This is a genomic window from Rhodococcoides fascians A44A (assembly GCF_000760735.1).
GTDB lineage: Bacteria > Actinomycetota > Actinomycetes > Mycobacteriales > Mycobacteriaceae > Rhodococcoides > Rhodococcoides fascians_E.
This window is the reverse complement of sequence record NZ_JMEX01000008.1, coordinates 2,976,844-2,994,174: the sequence shown is the minus strand read 5'-3', so window position 1 is coordinate 2,994,174 and position 17,331 is coordinate 2,976,844. Positions and strand designations below refer to the sequence as shown.

The 17,331-nt window shown below is 65.3% G+C and carries 16 protein-coding genes; 6 read left to right on the top strand and 10 right to left on the bottom strand.

Annotated features, from left to right (window positions below):
• Window positions 1–6 precede the first annotated feature (6 nt).
• Window positions 7–1,107 (bottom strand): MBL fold metallo-hydrolase, encoded by a 1,101-nt coding sequence (locus tag BH95_RS26400; protein WP_019664421.1) that lies wholly within the window; start codon window positions 1,105–1,107, stop codon window positions 7–9.
• Window positions 1,108–1,172: 65 nt separating this feature from the next.
• Here BH95_RS26400 and BH95_RS26395 point away from each other — a divergent pair, with 65 nt between their 5' ends.
• Together BH95_RS26395 and htpG are read left to right on the top strand one after the other, a co-directional pair.
• On the top strand, window positions 1,173–2,165 hold the full coding sequence (locus BH95_RS26395; RefSeq protein WP_037185046.1) for an ABC transporter substrate-binding protein: 993 nt from the start codon (window positions 1,173–1,175) through the stop codon (window positions 2,163–2,165).
• 44 nt (window positions 2,166–2,209) lie between these two features.
• The gene (gene htpG / locus BH95_RS26390; protein WP_019664419.1) at window positions 2,210–4,135 is read left to right on the top strand and encodes a molecular chaperone HtpG; all 1,926 of its coding nucleotides are present in this window, start codon (window positions 2,210–2,212) and stop codon (window positions 4,133–4,135) included.
• Between the two features lie 85 nt (window positions 4,136–4,220).
• Here the strand turns inward: htpG and BH95_RS26385 are convergent, their stop codons facing one another.
• A complete protein-coding gene (locus BH95_RS26385) occupies window positions 4,221–4,802 on the bottom strand; it encodes a TetR/AcrR family transcriptional regulator (protein WP_037185042.1) in 582 nt (193 codons plus the stop codon).
• Window positions 4,803–4,895: 93 nt separating this feature from the next.
• Between BH95_RS26385 and BH95_RS26380 the strand changes: the two genes are divergently transcribed.
• Both BH95_RS26380 and BH95_RS26375 read left to right on the top strand, forming a co-directional pair.
• Window positions 4,896–5,858 (top strand): hypothetical protein, encoded by a 963-nt coding sequence (locus BH95_RS26380; protein WP_037185039.1) that lies wholly within the window; start codon window positions 4,896–4,898, stop codon window positions 5,856–5,858.
• Between the two features lie 2 nt (window positions 5,859–5,860).
• Window positions 5,861–6,661, top strand: a complete 801-nt coding sequence (locus tag BH95_RS26375) for a crotonase/enoyl-CoA hydratase family protein (protein ID WP_037185037.1) — start codon at window positions 5,861–5,863, stop codon at window positions 6,659–6,661.
• Window positions 6,662–6,665: 4 nt separating this feature from the next.
• Here BH95_RS26375 and BH95_RS26370 read toward each other — a convergent pair whose 3' ends face one another.
• The 4 genes from BH95_RS26370 to shbA form a co-directional block, all read right to left on the bottom strand.
• Window positions 6,666–8,315 carry a purine-cytosine permease family protein gene (locus tag BH95_RS26370; protein ID WP_019664415.1) on the bottom strand — a complete coding sequence of 550 codons (1,650 nt, stop codon included), beginning with the start codon at window positions 8,313–8,315 and terminating at the stop codon, window positions 6,666–6,668.
• 77 nt (window positions 8,316–8,392) lie between these two features.
• A complete protein-coding gene (locus BH95_RS26365) occupies window positions 8,393–9,694 on the bottom strand; it encodes a methyltransferase family protein (RefSeq protein ID WP_037185588.1) in 1,302 nt (433 codons plus the stop codon).
• The gene (locus tag BH95_RS26360) at window positions 9,691–10,647 is read right to left on the bottom strand and encodes a hypothetical protein (protein ID WP_230594186.1); all 957 of its coding nucleotides are present in this window, start codon (window positions 10,645–10,647) and stop codon (window positions 9,691–9,693) included. Before BH95_RS26360 ends, BH95_RS26365 begins: the two co-directional genes overlap by 4 nt.
• A 28-nt stretch (window positions 10,648–10,675) precedes the next feature.
• Window positions 10,676–11,248, bottom strand: a complete 573-nt coding sequence (gene shbA / locus BH95_RS26355; protein ID WP_037185034.1) for an RNA polymerase sigma factor ShbA — start codon at window positions 11,246–11,248, stop codon at window positions 10,676–10,678.
• Window positions 11,249–11,482: 234 nt separating this feature from the next.
• Between shbA and BH95_RS26350 the strand changes: the two genes are divergently transcribed.
• Complete coding sequence (locus BH95_RS26350) at window positions 11,483–12,430, top strand: alpha/beta fold hydrolase (RefSeq protein ID WP_020111478.1); 948 nt, start codon at window positions 11,483–11,485, stop codon at window positions 12,428–12,430.
• Here BH95_RS26350 and BH95_RS26345 read toward each other — a convergent pair.
• The 4 genes from BH95_RS26345 to BH95_RS26330 all read right to left on the bottom strand — a co-directional run bounded on the left by BH95_RS26345 (window position 12,413) and on the right by BH95_RS26330 (window position 16,010).
• Window positions 12,413–13,039: an FHA domain-containing protein gene (locus tag BH95_RS26345; RefSeq protein ID WP_019664410.1), complete on the bottom strand. Its 627-nt coding sequence runs from the start codon at window positions 13,037–13,039 to the stop codon at window positions 12,413–12,415. The two genes, BH95_RS26350 and BH95_RS26345, sit on opposite strands and share 18 nt — an antisense overlap.
• Before the next feature lie 46 nt (window positions 13,040–13,085).
• Window positions 13,086–13,754 (bottom strand): hypothetical protein, encoded by a 669-nt coding sequence (locus BH95_RS26340; protein ID WP_019664409.1) that lies wholly within the window; start codon window positions 13,752–13,754, stop codon window positions 13,086–13,088.
• Window positions 13,755–13,939: 185 nt separating this feature from the next.
• Complete coding sequence (locus BH95_RS26335; RefSeq protein ID WP_019664408.1) at window positions 13,940–15,271, bottom strand: ammonium transporter; 1,332 nt, start codon at window positions 15,269–15,271, stop codon at window positions 13,940–13,942.
• A gap of 7 nt (window positions 15,272–15,278) precedes the next feature.
• Entirely contained in the window at window positions 15,279–16,010 is a 732-nt protein-coding gene (locus BH95_RS26330) for an enoyl-CoA hydratase (RefSeq protein WP_020111481.1), read from the bottom strand.
• 56 nt (window positions 16,011–16,066) lie between these two features.
• Here BH95_RS26330 and BH95_RS26325 point away from each other — a divergent pair, with 56 nt between their 5' ends.
• Window positions 16,067–17,146 carry an NAD(P)-binding domain-containing protein gene (locus BH95_RS26325; protein WP_037185032.1) on the top strand — a complete coding sequence of 360 codons (1,080 nt, stop codon included), beginning with the start codon at window positions 16,067–16,069 and terminating at the stop codon, window positions 17,144–17,146.
• Window positions 17,147–17,331: the final 185 nt, after the last annotated feature.

Here is a 17,331-nt window from a genome sequence, read left to right as displayed (position 1 = left end):
TGGTCGTCAGCCGAGCCTCGCCCACCACCGATCGTCCTGTGTTCCCCTGGATGCATCGATCCGCTGACCCGGCATCGGCACGACCGTGGGAACGCCGACGCTGTCCGCTGCGGCCTTCAGCCGAACGATGGGTTCGGACCACGGGTGGAACGCCAGATTGAACGTCGCCCAGTGCACGGGGACGAGCACGTTGCCGCCCAGATCTCCGTGTGCCCGCACGGCTTCTTCCGGGTTCATGTGTATGTCCGCCCAACGTGGGTCGTAGGCACCGACCGGCAGCAACGTCAGATCGAACGGGCCGTACTTGGCGCCGATCTCCGCGAACTTGACCGTGTAACCGGTGTCACCGCCGAAGAAGACCCGGTGCTTCGGTCCAGCGAACGCCCAGGACGCCCACTGCGTCAGATCACGCTTGAGCCCTCGACCCGAGAAGTGCCTGGCTTCGGTGCAGGTGATGGTGATGCCGGCGACCTCGGTCTGTTCGTCCCAGTCCAACTCGACGATTCGGTCCTCGGGTATCCGCCAGTGGCGCAGGTGGGCACCGATCCCCAGCGGGACGACGAACGTCGCCGTCTGCAGGCTCGCGAGGCGCACGATGGTCGCCTTGTCGAGGTGGTCGTAGTGGTCGTGGGAGATGACGATCGCGTCGACGGAGGGAAGCGCGTCGAGGGCAACCGGCGTCGGATGCAGGCGCGACGGCCCCACGGTGCGCGAGGGCGACACTCGGTGGCTCCACACCGGGTCGGCGAGGATGCGCTTGCCGTCGAGTTCGATCAGCACGGACGAGTGGCCGTACCAGGTGACGGCTGTTTCACCGGCGTCGACGGGAGCGACCTGGGGTGCGAGGGGAATCGGTTGCTGCGGCTTGCCCAGCGCGCGGCGCCGGAGGAAGGACACCAGAATCGACTCGTCGCCGCCGCCGGAGAAGCTCGAGCTGGGTTCGGTGTTGTGGAATCGGCGGTCGCGGTAGCGTGCCGACCCTGCCGCGTACGGTGCGATCTTGCCTGCTGTCGCACCGATCTGAGCCGGGAGTCCCCACGCCGCTCGGGCCACCCATGCTGCACCTGCGATGCCGAGGGCGATCGGCACGATCCGCTGTTTGGTCACCCCCGCGAGGATAGGTGAGCCGAACCGGGCGAACAGGACAGGCGGTCGTTGGCTAGCCTCACCTCATGCCTTTCGGACGCACACTGGCCATGACGCTGGTCACCGCCACCGCAGCTCTGACCCTCGTCGCATGCTCCTCGGCCGACGACGGCGAACCGGCCCGGGAACCAGCGTCGAACAGCGCTTTTCCGGTCTCGGTAGCCGGCGCCCTCGGCACCGCCGACGTGCCGGACAAGCCCGAACGCGTCGTTGCCTTGACGTGGACCGACGCGGACATCGTGTTCTCCCTGGGCGTAACGCCGATTTCCGTGGCACAGGCCCAGACGGACTCCGGCTATCAACCGTGGTTCGAGAACGCGGTGCCGCAGACCCCTCCCGTGTGGGAAGCGAGCGGAGCCACGATCCCCATCGAGGAGATCGCGGCCCTGCAACCCGATCTGATCGTCGCCACCAAGTCCTTCACCCTCGCGCGCGCGTACGACCAGCTGAAAGAGATCGCGCCGGTCGTCCACTTCGCCGACACCCCGTCGTCGGAGACGTGGCAGAGCGCGACCGCGACGGTGGCGTCGGCGCTGGGGGTTCCCGAGACGGGCGAGCAGGTGATCGCCGACACCGAGTCCCGCATCGCCGACGCGGCCGCGCAGTTCGCCGAACTGAACGGCAAGACCTTCACGTTCTTCGTCGGACCGAGCGAGGGCGCGGTCTACATCGTCAACTCACCGGACGACGCGGGTGCCAGCTTGCTGGGACAGCTCGGCATGACCCCGACGGAGTTCGCCACCGCCCAACCCGTCAGCACCATCCCGGGCCGCGCGCAGATCAGCTACGACTACCTGTCGGAGACGGACGCGGACGTCATCATCGCGACCGGCCTGCCAGGTTCCGTCGACGAGCTCGCCGCCCAGCCCGCCGTGCAGTCTCTCCCCGCCGTTGGACGGGGTGCGTTCGTGCCGCTCTCGCCCACGCAGGCACAATCGATCGCGTTCCCGTCGCCGCTCAGTCTGGATTGGGCATTGAACGAGATAGTCCCGCAGCTGGGCGATGCGGCTCGTAAGTAGAATGCTCGCGACGGTTTTGCTCTAGAAGGAGATCGCACACACTCATGACCACCGAACAGCGGGAATTTCAGGCCGAGACGCGCCAGCTCTTGGACCTGATGGTTCACTCCATCTACTCCAACAAGGACAGCTTCCTCAGGGAGCTGATCTCCAACGCATCCGACGCCCTCGACAAGTTGCGGCTCGAGTCCTACCGCAACAAGGACCTCGACGTCGACGTCTCCGATCTCCACATCGAGTTGGACATCGACAAGGAAGCACGGACGCTCACGATCCGTGACAACGGCATCGGCATGACGCGTGACGAGGTCATCGACCTCATCGGCACGCTCGCCAAGTCCGGCACGGCCGAGGTGCGCAAGAAGCTCAAGGAAGCGAAGGACGCCGCGGCGTCGGAGGAGCTGATCGGCCAGTTCGGCATCGGCTTCTACTCGACGTTCATGGTTGCGGAGAAGGTCTCGCTGCTGACCCGCAAGGCCGGCGAAACCAGCGCCACCCGCTGGGAGTCGACCGGCGAGGGCACCTACGAGATCTCCGACGTCGACGGCGCACCGCAGGGCAGCTCGATCACGTTGCACCTCAAGCCGACCGACGAAGAGGATCACCTCTACGACTACGCGTCGGAATCGAAGATCAAGCAGCTCGTCAAGAAGTACTCGGACTTCATCGCGTGGCCCATCCGCATCGACGTCGAGAAGACGGTCAAGGCAACCGAAGAGGGCGCCGAGGACACCGTCGAAATCGAGACGCAGACGATCAACTCGCAGAAGGCTCTGTGGACTCGGCCGAAGGACGAAGTGTCCGACGAGGAGTACAAGGAGTTCTACAAGCACGTCTCCCATGCCTGGGACGAGCCGCTCGAGGTCATCCCGTTCAAGGCCGAAGGCACGTTCGAATACCAAGCGCTGCTGTTCATTCCGTCGCAGGCACCGTTCGATCTGTTCATGCGCGAAGGCAAGTCGGGCGTGCACCTGTACGTCAAGCGCGTGTTCATCATGGACGACTCGGAGGAGCTGCTGCCGGAGTACCTGCGCTTCGTCAAGGGTGTCGTCGACGCACAGGACCTCTCGCTCAACGTCTCTCGTGAAATCCTGCAGCAGGACCGTCAGATCCGTGCGATCCGTCGTCGTCTGACGCGCAAGGTCCTCTCCACCGTCAAGGAGCTGCAGAGCGAGAACGCCGAGAAGTACCAGACGTTCTGGTCTCAGTTCGGCCGCGCGCTCAAGGAAGGCCTGATCTCCGACGCCGACAACCGCGAGACGCTGCTGTCGGTGTCGTCGTTCGCGTCCACCAATTCCGAGGAGGGTCTGACCACCCTCGCCGAGTACGTCGACCGGATGAAGGGCGGACAGGAGCAGATCTACTACATGACGGGCGAATCCCGTCAGCAGATCGAAAGCTCGCCGCACATGGAGGCGTTCAAGGCGCGCGGCATCGAGGTGCTGCTGCTGACCGACTCCGTCGACGAGGTCTGGGTCGGCAACGTCCCCGAGTTCGACGGCAAATCCTTCCAGTCCATCTCCAAGGGCGAGGTCGACCTCGACACCGAAGAGGAGAAGAAAGACGCCGAAGCCAAGCGCGAGGAGCAGGACAAGGAGTTCGAGGAGCTGCTGAAGTGGCTCACCGAGACCTTGTCCGAGGACGTCAAGGAGGTTCGTCTCTCGACCCGCCTGACCACCTCGCCCGCCTGCGTCGTCGGTGACGAGTTCAGCTTCTCCCCGCAGCTCGAGAAGATGTACAAGGCGTCGGGACAGTTCGTTCCGACCTCCAAGCGCATCCTCGAACTCAACCCGACGCACGATCTGGTGACGGGGCTCAAGAAGGCACGCGAGGAGCGCAGCGACGACGCCTCCCTTGCCGAGACCGCCGAACTGCTCTATGCGACGGCTCTTCTCGCCGAAGGCACCGAGTTGAAGGATCCGGCGAAGTTCTCTCGTCTGCTGGCCGATCGGTTGACCAGAACCGTCTAGGCGGCTCCGCCGCACGTGAGTGGAAATGTAGTCCCTGGGTCAGGAGCGGAGCCTGCGGAGCGACCAGGGAACGCTACATTTCCACTCACAGCGAGAGGTGATCCAGGGCCTTCAGATAGCCCTCGGAATCGAAGTCGGGTAGCAGTGCCGACTGCAGGATGAATCCCTGACAGAGGCCGACCACCAACGGCGCCATCGACTGCGCCCGGGTGTCTGGATCATCGAAGCCGTTGCGGGTGAACCACACTCGCAAGTATCGCTCGTACAGACCGCGCAACTTCGTCACGACGGGCACCACGGTGGAGTCCGCGTCGGTCTCCCTGGCTGCCGCGGCCCAGATCTGCAGCAGAATGCTGGGATTGCCGACGTCGCGGGTCATGCCGTCCAGGAACAGTCGCACCACGACAGCAGGCGGCGGCAGAGGGTGCTGTTTCTCCAGCCCGTCGAGATCCTCGGTCCGACTCTTCAACACATCCCGCGTGACGTGCAGAACCAGATCCTGCTTGTTCTTGAAGTAGCTGTAGATCGCGCCCGCGGACAACGCCGACTCGGCGATGATGTCCGCCATCGACGTCTTCTCGAAACCTGACCTCGCGAAACACGTCATCGCCGCGTCGATGATCTGTCTGCGGCGTTCCTCACGGTGGTCTTCGCTTACCTTGGGCACGCGTCCATATTAAAAACGAATCTTCGTTCTTGACAACCGAGACCCGCCCACCCAAGATAAAGAACGGTTATTCGTTTTAAATGAGGAGTCGTCATGAAGTCCACCCCGTGGCCACGCGCAGTGGTCGTCGCACTCGCAGGCGCTGCCGCGCTAGCCGTCGTCGTACTTGCCTTTCTGTGGCCCTCGTTCACGTCGACGGCCCACGATGTTCCTGTCGCGGTCGTCGGCGACAATCCGGCCTTGACCAGCCAGTTGGCGTCGTCGTTCGACGTCACCACCGTGCCCGACCGCGCTGCGGCCCTCGATCTGATCACCACACGCGAGGTCTACGGCGCCGTCGTTCCCGGACCCTCGCCCGAGGTCCTCACCGCATCCGCCAACGGCACCGTCGTCGCGCAGATGTTCGACGGCGTGGCCGCTGCCCTGAACACGACGGCGACCGACATCGTGCCCCTTGCGGCGACCGACGCCCGAGGTGCCGGGCTCTCCTCGATGGCCTTCCCCCTTGTCATCGGCGGAATAGTCGGCGGCGTCATCATCTCCATGCTCGTCAAGGGCACAGGGCGACGACTTCTGGCGACCGCGGTGTACGGCGTCGGCGCCGGTATCGTCGTCGTCGCGATCACGCAGGGGTGGTTCGGAATCCTCCAGGGCGCGCTCGTTCCGAACATCGCCGCCGTAGCGCTGTCGGTGTTGGCGGTGAGCGCGCTGATCGTCGGCCTGACCTCGCTGATCGGACCCGCAGGAATCGGCGTCGTGGCGGTCCTGATGATGTTCATCGGAAACCAGATCTCCGGCGCCATACAGCCGTGGCAGTTCCTCCCCGAGCCCTGGGGAGCCGTCGGGCAGTTCTTCCCGCCGGGAGCAGGTGCCACCCTGCTCCGCGACCTGTCGTACTTCCCTGGCGCGTCGACGACTCAGCCCTGGCTGGTTCTCGCCGCGTGGGTGGCGGCCGGGACGGTACTCATGGCCGTCGGACACCGCAAGCTCACCGTTGCGAGCCGCAGCACGGTGCGCGCCTCGTCGGAGACCGAACCCGAGCGTGTTGCACTGTAGGCATGACCGAACTCCTGCTGACCGAGCGCCGCGGCGATGCCGTCGTATGGATGCTGAACAATCCCGAGTCGCGCAATCCGATCTCCGACATCGAGACGGTGGAGGCGATCGAAGACGCCGTCTCCGACGTGAATCGCGATCCGAGCGTTCGGGTCGCGATTCTCACCGGGGCAGGTTCCGCGTTTTCCTCCGGCGGAAACGTCAAGCACATGCGCGACAAGGAAGGAATGTTCGGCGGTAGCCCCGCCGAGCTGAGGCAGGGGTACCGACACGGCATTCAGCGGATCCCGAAAGCGTTGTATCACTGCGAAATCCCGACGATCGCCGCGGTCAACGGTGCCGCGATCGGTGCCGGTTGCGATCTGGCGTTGATGTGCGATCTCCGCATCGCGTCGACGACGGCCAAGTTCGCCGAGAGCTTCGTCAAAGTGGGCATCATCCCCGGCGACGGCGGGGCCTGGCTTCTCCCCCGAGCGATCGGTATGGCGCGCGCCAGCGAGATGGCGTTCACCGGTGAGGCGATCGACGCGGCAACTGCACTCGAGTGGGGATTGGTGTCGCAGGTCGTCGAGCCCGGTGACCTGCTCGGCGCCGCCCACGCTCTGGCAGACCGTGTCGCCGCCAATCCCCCTCAGGTACTGCGCATGACCAAGAAGTTACTGCGCGAAGGTCAGCACCAGAGCCTCGAATCCTTGTTGGAGCTGTCCGCCGCGTATCAGGCCGTCGCCCACACCACGGCCGACCATGCCGAAGCAGTCGACGCCATGCTGAGCCGTCGCGATCCGAGGTTCTCCGGCCGGTAGACCCTCACTTCTGTTCCGGCAGAATGTGTTCACCCGTCTTGTCGGTACTGAGCGAGAGCGAACTGATGTACTGCTTCTCGCCGTCGGGACCGGGAACGTTGGAGGCGATCATGTCCGGTCGCTCGAATTCCATGCCGGACACGTGGCACAGAAGCGTTGCGTCCGAAGGGTTTCCGTGCTCGTCGAACATCGGCAGATCGATACCGTCGTCGGTACGGCGAAGGTAGTACTTCCCCTTCGTCGCGACAGCCAGCACAGGCGGCATGACGATGGCGATGATCAGTGCGACGATCGGCGAATACGGCTCCAGTGCGCCACCGAGGCCGCCGAAGAACGTCAGAATCGACAGGCCGGCAGCGAGCAGCATGGAGACGAAGCCGACGGGGTTGACGTTGTAGAGCATGCCGCGACGGAACTCCGGGACCTTGGGCGACAACTTCAGGATGTACTTGTTGAAGACGATGTCCGACGCCACCACCGCGATCCAGGCGATGCCGCAGTTGGCGTAGAAGCCGAGGATGTCGTTGAGGAAGCTGAACATGTCGGCTTCCATCAGGATCAACGCGATGGCGAGGTTGAACAGCACGAACACCATGCGTCCCGGGTAGGTCTTGGTGACGCGTGTGTACGCATTGGTCCACGCGAGCGAGCCCGAGTACGCGTTGGTCACGTTGATCTTGATCTGACTGATGACGACGAGGATGACCGCGAGAGTCATGGCAAGCCAGCCCGGCATCATGTTCTCGTAGATCTCGAGGAACTGGTGCACGGGTTCGTTGGCGATGGCGGCTCCGTCGGCGACGTTGGCGATCAGGTACACCGCCAGGAAGAGTCCGACGACCTGCTTGAGTGCACCGAAGATGACCCAGCCGGGCCCGGCGAGCAGTACTGCAGTCCACCAGCGGCGCTGGTTTTCCGGAGTCTTGGGCGGCATGAACCGCAGGTAGTCGATCTGCTCGGCGATCTGCGCGATCAGCGACAGACAGACACCGGCCGCCAGCATGACCGAGCCGAAGTTGACGCCCTTGCCCTCGGCACCGTCGGCGCCGCCGTAGGCGAAGAACGTTCCGACCGAATCGGGATGTGCAGCAACGAGGTAGATGAACGGAAAGACCATCAGGACGAGCCACAGCGGCGTCGTCCACACCTGCAGCTTGGCCAGCGCTTTCATGCCGTAGATGACGAGCGGAATGACCATCAGAGTCGATACCGCATACCCGATCGGCAGCGGGACGCCGAGCCCGAGCTCGAGGCCCTGCGCCATGATGGAACCTTCGAGGGCGAAGAAGATGAAGGTGAACGTCGCGAAGATGACGTTGGTGACGACGGATCCGTAGTACCCGAATCCGCTTCCGCGCGTGATGAGGTCGAGGTCGATGTTGTACCGGGCGGCGTAGTAGGCCAGCGGTAGACCGGTGAGGAAGATGACGACGGCGAAAACGAGAATTCCCCACAGCGCGTTTCCGGTGCCGTAGGAGATGCCGATGTTGGCGCCGATCGCGAAGTCGGCGAGGTACGCGATGCCGCCCAGTGCGGACGTGGCGACGACGCCTGTGCCCCACTTGCGGTAGCTACGCGGCGCGAAGCGCAGCGTGTAGTCCTCCAGCGTTTCCTTCAGTGCCGAATCTGTCGGCGCAGGCTGCACAGCGGTCATGCAAGGAAGGTAGAAGCGCTACGTGTCGCCCACGTCACGCGAAGTACAGATGCTGTTACGCAGAGCCGCAAACCTGACTAATCGGGCACTTTGACGGTGCGTGGGTCTCCCCCGGCTGCGTCGACGAGTATCTGCAGGAACCACCCGAGGATCGGCGCACGCAGGATCCAGCCCAGCACGGCCCATCCCAACGAGACGTGTTCGAGCGCTGCCGCGATCGCTCTGGTCCCGGTCAGCGTCACCGCTCCTTCGTAACGCACACGAGTCAAGCTCTCGGGATGGTCCTCGGCGGCCGCGGTCTCGAGCGACACCGGGCGTCGACGAGCGAACCACGGTAAGACGGTCGAGCACGGGTCGCACGTGACCGACGCGTAGAGCGTCGCCGACGGAATCCGAGCGGGTGTCCACCGGGGAATCCAGTCCCTCGTCGACTGGCGGTAGTCGTCCCAGCCAGGCCCGAACCTCGTCACCAGGTCTGCTTTCTCGTGCCATGTCGCGAGCCCGGCACCGAATGCGCCCGCGAGCAACGCCGCGCCGGCGAGAAACGGCTCGCGGAACAGACCCGCGAGAATCAGCAGGAGCACGACGGCGGACGCCTGCATGGGATTGGCGACGTATGCGTACGGCCCGGTGGTGACCAACCGAATCGGTGGATCCCACGGGAACGGTGTGCCGCCGCCGATCACCGCGAAATCGGCGACAGCCCGCAGGGCGATCACGACGACGACGAGGGCAAGTTGGAGCAACAGGGAATCCACGACGCCACCGCCGCCGGCCGCGAGCCGGTTCCCGACCGTCGACCATCCGGAATCGGACGCCAGGAGGACGTTCGCGAGCTCGAAGGAGACGGTGGGGAGGCCGAACACGAGGACCGCGCCGAACAGCACGACCTGCATGCTCGCGCGGGTCCTGAGCGCCCACTGGTTCGACGTCAGCGTGCCGAGCAGCACTCCGGGCAGCAGTGCGGCAGCCACGGCCAGCAGTTCTCCCCACCACCACGCGCGTTCGAGCGTCACCAGCGGCCGCAGGCTACCCATGGCGAGCACGTCCGCCGCGATCAGGACGCACACGGTGACCGACACGTTCACCCACCGGGCCAGCAGTATCGGTAGTGCACCCCACAGCGCGGACCATCCGAGCACGACGTCGACGGGCACCGACGACCACATGGTTCCCGTGGTGCCGAAGCTCCACCAACCGTTCTGCACAGCAACGACATTCACCAGCAGTAAAGCCAGGAAATTCCAGAGCATCGCAAGAAACGCGGCGCCTCGAACCCGCGCGGACGAGGCCACCCAGAACGCACCGACCAGCAGCACCGGCACCAGTACCGCGCAGGAACGCAGCACCGCCACCGAGAGACCGGTGTCGATGTTCACCGGTCCAGGCTGTCCAACAGCCATCCCGCGGCGCGTTCGGTGACGTGGTCCTCGAGGGGACCGAAGTACCACGCGGGCGCCAGCTCACGGGTGTACGACAGCTCGAGATCCACCGCAGTGTGTGTCGAATCCACTGCGCTCCAGGAGATGTCCGCGACGTTCCACGTCAGCCACGACGAGATGGGCGTGGTGTCGCCGACGACCGCAAGGCGCGCGGAATCGCTTGTGCGCGAGACGACTTCGAAGGTCAACTCGGTCGTGCGCTCTCCCCAGTGGTGTTCGGACACCAGCAGGGGCCGATGGTGCGCTCCGGCGAACGTGACGGTTCGACGTGCGCCCACCTCGAGCGATCCACCGCTGTCGGCGAGCGGCTCCGGAAAACCCCAGGACAGAACTCCGGGGAGGGGTGTTCCACCGAAGTCCAGTGGTCGTTCCCACGCCGCGACGACGTCGTCCACGTCGGCGTTCAGCGTCCTGGATGCGGACACGGTGGTCGCACCGTCGAGCGTCGTCGCGGGCACGATGCCTTCCGATGCCGCGACGGCGACGAGGACGAGCGCCGGGACGGCCACCGCATGCATCCTGTCGTCTCCCGGTCCCGACTTGGTGATCTTCTCCACGACGATGGCGACGAGTCCGCCGATCAGGTAGAAGATCGGGGCCGCGAAGATGACACAGATGAAGCCCTCGCCCAGCAGCATCATCGACATCAGAAGCAGGACGGTGATGACTTTCATCGTGATACCGACGGCGCTTCGACTCGGAGCGGACAGCACTACGATCACCGCCACCACCGCAGGAATGCCGACGTAGAACGCAGCGGTCTGCGCGGCCCCCGCCTCCGTCAGCACGTACCGCAGAAACACCGCCACCGCGAAGGCGACGACGCTGCCTGCCACCACGTATTGCGCCGATGTCGGTCGACGCTTCCGTACTTCGTCCCCCTGTGTCATGCCCAGTAGGCAACCACAGTGCGGACCTTCACGCACTGAGCAGTACGAAGTTCGCCATTTCCGCTCGCAGTTGGTTCATCGCTCGATGCTGGGCGACACGTACTGCACCGGCGCTCATCCCGAGCGCTCGACCGGTTTGCGGTGCGGTCATGCCCCACACCACCCGCATCAGGATGATCTTGCGGTGGCGAGGAGGCAGGGTTGCCATCAACGCCATTGCTTCGCTTCGGAATTCGCCCTCGATGGCATGCTCTTCCGGTGTGTCGTCGGTGGACGGCTCGTCCACCACCGATTCCAGCGAATACGACCGCCGGAGAGTGGCTTTGCGACCGGCATCGGCCAACTTGTGCGCAGCGATGCCGTAGACGAAGGCCATGAACGGCTTACCCATGTCTCGGTACTTAGGAATAGCCGTCACCAACGCCAGACACACATCCTGCACCACGTCGTCTGCCGCCACGTCCAGATTGCCCAAACGTGTTGCACAGTAACGAGCGAGCCTGGGCCTGACCAGCGCAATGATGTCCTCGAGAGCTCGTCGATCGCCGCCTACTGCAAGCGGAACCCGCGTGTCGAGCATGTCCACGATGTCGTTCGTCATCGCCGAAGTCCTCCCTGACTCACCGAAGCACCTTGTGTGTAGTTCGATCCTGCGGCGGATGCGGCTTGGTCGATACCCACCCCAGGGTGAGGTGAGCCCACCCCTGCGGTGCCCGACGCTCACCTCTTCGGGTTCCTGTGTTGCCGCGCGAAGAAACGCACGATGAATCAGGGCGTAACAGCAAGTCACGCGTCGGCGAATAGCCCTACACAGCGGCCGGAAACGGAGATCAGCATGAGCGAGCGAACCTACGGACGAAGCACCGTCGTGACCGACGACGGCACTGCGCTCTCGGTGTTCGAGACCGGTCGCCGCGATGCTCCGCTCACCGTGGTGTTCGTGCACGGCCACTGCCTGGCGAAGGAATCCTGGTTCGACGTCCGGGACCAGCTGCGGCAGGCCTGGGGCGACGAGGTGCGGATGGTGTTCTACGACCACCGCGGACACGGCTCGTCGGCGACCGCCGACGCGTCGACGTACACGATCGAGCAGCTCGGACGCGACCTCGGTGCCGTGGTCAGGGCATTGGTCCCCACCGGCCGATACGTCGTGATCGGGCACTCGATGGGCGGGATGACCGCCATGTCCTACGCTCGCCAGCACCTCGGCGAGCTGGGCAGCCGCCTCGTCGGCGTCGGATTGATCGCGTCCGCCGCGAACGGCATCGCCGAGGAAGGACTCGGCGCCTGTCTCGCTCACCCCGTCGTGTCGATGTTCCGCACCGCTGTCCGACGCGCACCGAGCGTCATGGCCGCGTCGAAGCGCCTGAGCAGGGGAATCTGCGCGCCCATCGTGCGGGCGGCGGGCTGCGGATCGCGACGCGTCAGCCCGCGGGTGGTCGCCTTGGCGTCGGCGATGTTGAACGACACCTCGGTGGTGACCATGGCGGGATTCCTCGGATCGCTGCACGAATTCGACGAATCGGAGAACCTGCCGGCTCTCGCCGTGGTCCCGACGCTGGTCCTGTGCGGCTCCGACGATCTGATGACGCCGATACGCCACTCCCGCGTCATCGCCGACTTCCTGCCCGCGGCGCGGATGGTGACCGTGGAGAAGGCCGGGCACATGGTCATCCTGGAACGTGCCGGTGAGGTCGCCGACGCGGTGGCCACGCTCGTCGCCCAAGCCGACCCCGCCTCGCGTCACGATGGGGCGAGGCGCGTCCTAGAGGTCGCGTTGTGAGATGACCCCGCTGTGCATGGCGCGTTCGGCCAGCCTGACACGCTTCTGATTCTGCGGAAGGTCCTCGACTCCGAACTTGGCGAACAGCACCCGCAGATGCGTCTTGACGGCGTCGACGCTGAGGAAGATCTCCGACGCGATCTGCTGATTGGACGACGGGTTGGCGAAGGTCGCGTTGTGCTTGTACGGCCTGCACAGTGCGACGAGGACAGCTCGCTGCGTCTCGGTGAGTGACCGCGTACTCGGCATGTCGGATGCGATGCGCGTGGCCTCGTCGCCGACGCCGGAGAAGTCGTGGAAGGTCAGCAGCGACGTGCCGATGCGGATGGTGTCGCCGTGCCGCAGCCGGCGCCGCCCGGTCAGCCGGTCTCCGCCGACGAAGGTGCCGTTGCGGGAGAGCCCGTCGTCGACGATGGTCCAGTGGCCGCCCATCCATTCGACCGTCGCGTGCAGGCGCGAGACCTCGTGGTCGTCGGGGAAGGACACGTCCGCCTGTACGGACCGCCCGAGCGTCAGCCTGCCGAGCTCCGGCGACAGCGCGACGTCCCGACGTGTTCCGTCGTCGGCGTCGTATCGAAGGCGCGCACCGTCCTGCTCCCCAGGATTCACCGCTACATCCTGCTCCGGCCCGGCAGGCCGGAGCAAGACGCAGAAGCTACTTCTTGACGGGCGGTGCGTTCAGCAGGGTGATGAACGGTCCCGCGTTGCTGGCGAGTGCGGACAGACCGCCGATGGCCGTTCCGGCGAGCGATGCCGTGGAACCGAGCAGCAGTGCGCCGCCGATGCAGCCCGCGAGTGGTCCTGCGCCGAAGAGCAGAGCTGCGGGTGCGGACACGACGCCGACCGCGACTGCGCCGAGCAGGCAGCCACCGACGAGTCCCGTTGCTGCACCCAGGAATCCGCCGACGGATGCCGACAGGCTCAGGTTGTCCTTGACGCCTGCGACTGCAGCGGGAAGGTCGACCTGCTGCAGGCCGGGAATCTGCGTCGACACCGGCGTCGCGGCCGCGGGCGACACGTCGGCGGTGAGCACTGCATGGTTGCCGTCGATCTCCGCGGCAACAGGGTGCGCGAGCCCCTCGAACGCGATGGACAGCGGAACCGAATCGACGAGGGCTCCGCCTGCGTCGCGGACGACCAGATGATTGTTCTCGTTGCTCAGTGTCCCTGCGGAGGTGTCGACGAGCACCTGGTCACCCTGTGCGGTGACGTTCCACCCCACGGGCGCGGGAGCGGGCGCCGGGTCCGCGTAGGACGTCCCCATTGCGGTCGTCATTGCGGCGATGACCAATGCCGACGTTGCTGCGAATCTACCGATCTTCATGTTCCCCGTCTTCCGGTGTCTGCTTCACACACCCCTTCTGGGTGCGGCGCAAAGCTACGGCGCGGAGCGAGTCCGCATACTGGACGACAGAGAGACGGGGCACGTCCATAGCGTTAACAGTGAATCAGTTCTACCCCAAAGGGACAGAACGGATTTCGTAGATTCAAGAGCCGGTAATCGCCATCCTATTTCTTACCGAACAAGCCCGGCCCGTTGGACCCACCGTGACCGACGGCGAAGTCGTACGCCGACTCCGCGTGCTCGTGTTCGTCCAACCCGTCGGCTTCGTGTTGGGCGTCCGCACGCACACCCATGACGGCTTTGATTCCGAGTGCGATCAGGGCGGTCACGACGCCGGTGTAGGCCATCACGGCGACGACCGCAACGAACTGAACCCACAGCTGATGCAGTCCGCCGCCGTAGAACAGGCCGTCGACGCCCGCCGGCATGTCGGCGCTCGCCAGCAATCCGATCATCAGAGTGCCGACGATTCCGCCGACGAGGTGCACGCCGACGACATCGAGCGAATCGTCGTAACCGAAGCGGTACTTCAGGCCGATGGCCAGCGCACACAATGCTCCCGCTGCGATGCCGATGCCCGCGGCACCGATCGGCGTCACCGCCGTACAGGACGGCGTGATCGCCACGAGTCCCGCGACGACCCCCGAGGCAGCACCGAAGGAGGTGGCCTTGCCGTCGCGGATCTTCTCGACGACGAGCCACGCCGCCATCGACATCGCGCCTGCCCCGAGGGTGTTCACCAACGCGACGGCGGCAACACCGTCGGCTGCCAGCGCCGAGCCTGCGTTGAAGCCGAACCACCCGAACCACAGCAACCCCGCACCGAGCATGACGGCGGGAAGATTGTGCGGGCGCATCGCTTCTCGCGGCCATCCCCGACGGTTGCCGACGACGAGCGCGAGAACCAGACCCGCCATTCCCGCGTTGATCTCGACGGCGGTGCCACCCGCGAAGTCGACCGCTCCCAAAGCATTCGAAATCCACCCGCCGGTCTCGGCGACCAGTCCGTCGAGAGAGAACACCCAGTGCGCCACCGGGAAGTACACGAGCGTCGCCCACAGTCCTGCGAACAGAACCCATGGCACGAACCGCATCCTGTCCGCGACGGCGCCGGAGATGAGCGCGACCGTGACCATTGCGAACCCCGCCTGGAATGCCGCGAACACCAAGCCGGGGACGGTCCCGACGAGCGGAATCGACACGGCGTCACCGGAATACGTTCCGCCCAGCAGATCACCGAGCCCGACGAACTGCAGCGGATTACCGATCCAGCCGCCCAGCACACCGTCACCGAACACCATTCCGAACCCGAACAACAACCACAGCAACCACACGACGGCGATGGCCGACAGGCTCATCATCATCATGTTCAGCACACTCTTGGCGCGCACCATGCCGCCGTAGAAGAACGCAAGCCCCGGCGTCATCAGCAGCACCATCGCGGTGCAGACGAGCAGCCAGGCAGTGTCACCCGTGTCGGGTGCGCCGAGTGTCACCGGCCCCTCAACGACCCTGGAACTTCGGCTTGCGCTTCTCGGTGCGCGCGCGCCGCGCTTCCTTCAAGTCCTCGCTCGTCCACGCGGCACCGAACGCGTCCCACTGTTCCCGCGTCGGCTCGTCGTGCGTGCCGTCGTCGTTGAAGACGAGTTTGAGGTGCTTCAGCGCCAGCGGCGCGAGTTCGGTGATCGCCGACGCCCACTCCATCGCCACCGCGAGGTCGCCGCGCTTGTTCGCGAGACCGCTGGTGTAGGCGCGGTCGGCGTCGAGCCGCTCACCGCCCATCAGGATCGTCCGGGCGACGCTGCCACCGGCGAGGGACGCCAGCCGCTTGATCGTCCAGTTGTTGACGGCGATGCCGAGCCTCGTCGACGGGATCTCGAAGAACGCACCGTCCGCCACCACGCGCAGATCACTCGCGATCGCGAGCTGCGTTCCCGCACCCACGGCCGGTCCGTTGATCGCGGCGATGACAGGAACAGGTGCACCGTCGACCGCCCTGAGCAGCGATTCGAGAGCCTCGGGGAACTCCTTGGCGAAGTCGTCGCCGTCCAGGTCCGCACCCGCGCAGAAGCTGGTTCCCTGGCCGGTGACGACGATGACGCGGGCATCGTCGGCGACGGCCTTCTCGATCCCCTCCCGCAGTGCCACGCACAGCTGGGTGTTCAAAGCGTTGCGGCGCTCGGGGCGCTGGAGCTCGAGGGTGACGACATCTCCGTCACGAGTCTGTCCGATCATGAGGTCAGACGTTACCCATCGGTAGATGTGAGCGACGACTGCGGGCTGATGTACTGGTGAACGTGATCGAAACAGATGTCGCCGTCATCGGGGCCGGCCAGGCAGGCCTGTCCGCGGGCTACCACCTCCGCCGAGCCGGGCTGGTGGCCGGCGAAGGATTCGTCATGCTCGACAGGTCTCCCGCCGCCGGAGGGGCGTGGCAGTACAGGTGGCCGTCGCTGACCCTCAGCACCGTCAACCGAGTCCACGACCTGCCGGGCATGGAGTTCGCCGAGGTGCTGACCGACGAGAATCCGGACGGAGTGATCGCCGCCGAGGCCGTCCCGCGCTACTACGACGTCTACGAGAAGAAGTTCGACCTGCAGGTTCGACGACCGGTCACCGTCACCGTGGTCTGCGACCGCGAACCCCGTTTCCGAGTCGAGTCGGAGGACATCGTGCTCTCGGCTCGCGGGCTGATCAACGCAACCGGAACCTGGGAAAAACCGTTCGTCCCGAGGTACCCCGGCGCCGAGACGTTCACCGGACGCCAACTCCACACCAAGGACTACCGCACAGCCGACGAGTTCGCCGGCAAGCACGTCGTGATCGTCGGCGGCGGCATCTCCGCTGTACAACTGCTCGACGAGATCTCCCTCGTCACCTCCACGACCTGGGTGACACGGCGCGAACCCGAGTTCCGCGACAACGACTTCGGACCCGACGCCGGACGCGCCGCCGTCGCCATGGTCGAAGAACGCGTCCGCGCCGGGCTGCCACCGGGATCCGTCGTCTCCGTCACCGGGCTGCTGCTGACCGACCGACTGAAGGCAGCACGCGACCGAGGCGCCCTGCACCGGCTACCGATGTTCAGCACCATCGAACCGGGCGGAGTGCGGTGGACCGACGGTTCCTTCGTCGACGCCGACGTCATCCTCTGGGCCACCGGATTCCGCAGTGCACTCGACCACCTCGCACCCCTGCGGCTCCGGGGCCACGGCGGCGGCATCGTCATGGACGGACGCCTCGCCACTCGCGTCGCCTCCGACCACCGCGTCCACCTCCTCGGCTACGGTCCCTCCGCCAGCACCATCGGCGCCAACCGCGCCGGCCGAGCCGCAGTGACCGAACTCCTCGACACCCTCGGCAGCAGATAGCTCGCCGAGTTCGCACTTGTGCTGGTGATTCTGCCGATTCGATCTGAACAAGTGCGAACTCGAGATCGGTAGTGAAGTTCCGGATCCGGTTCTTACCCGAAACCGTCGGTTACACGTAGAAAATTCAAGCAAATCGCCCACTTCTGCACTGAGTGTCGGATAGGTTTCTTTGCATGCCCTCCATC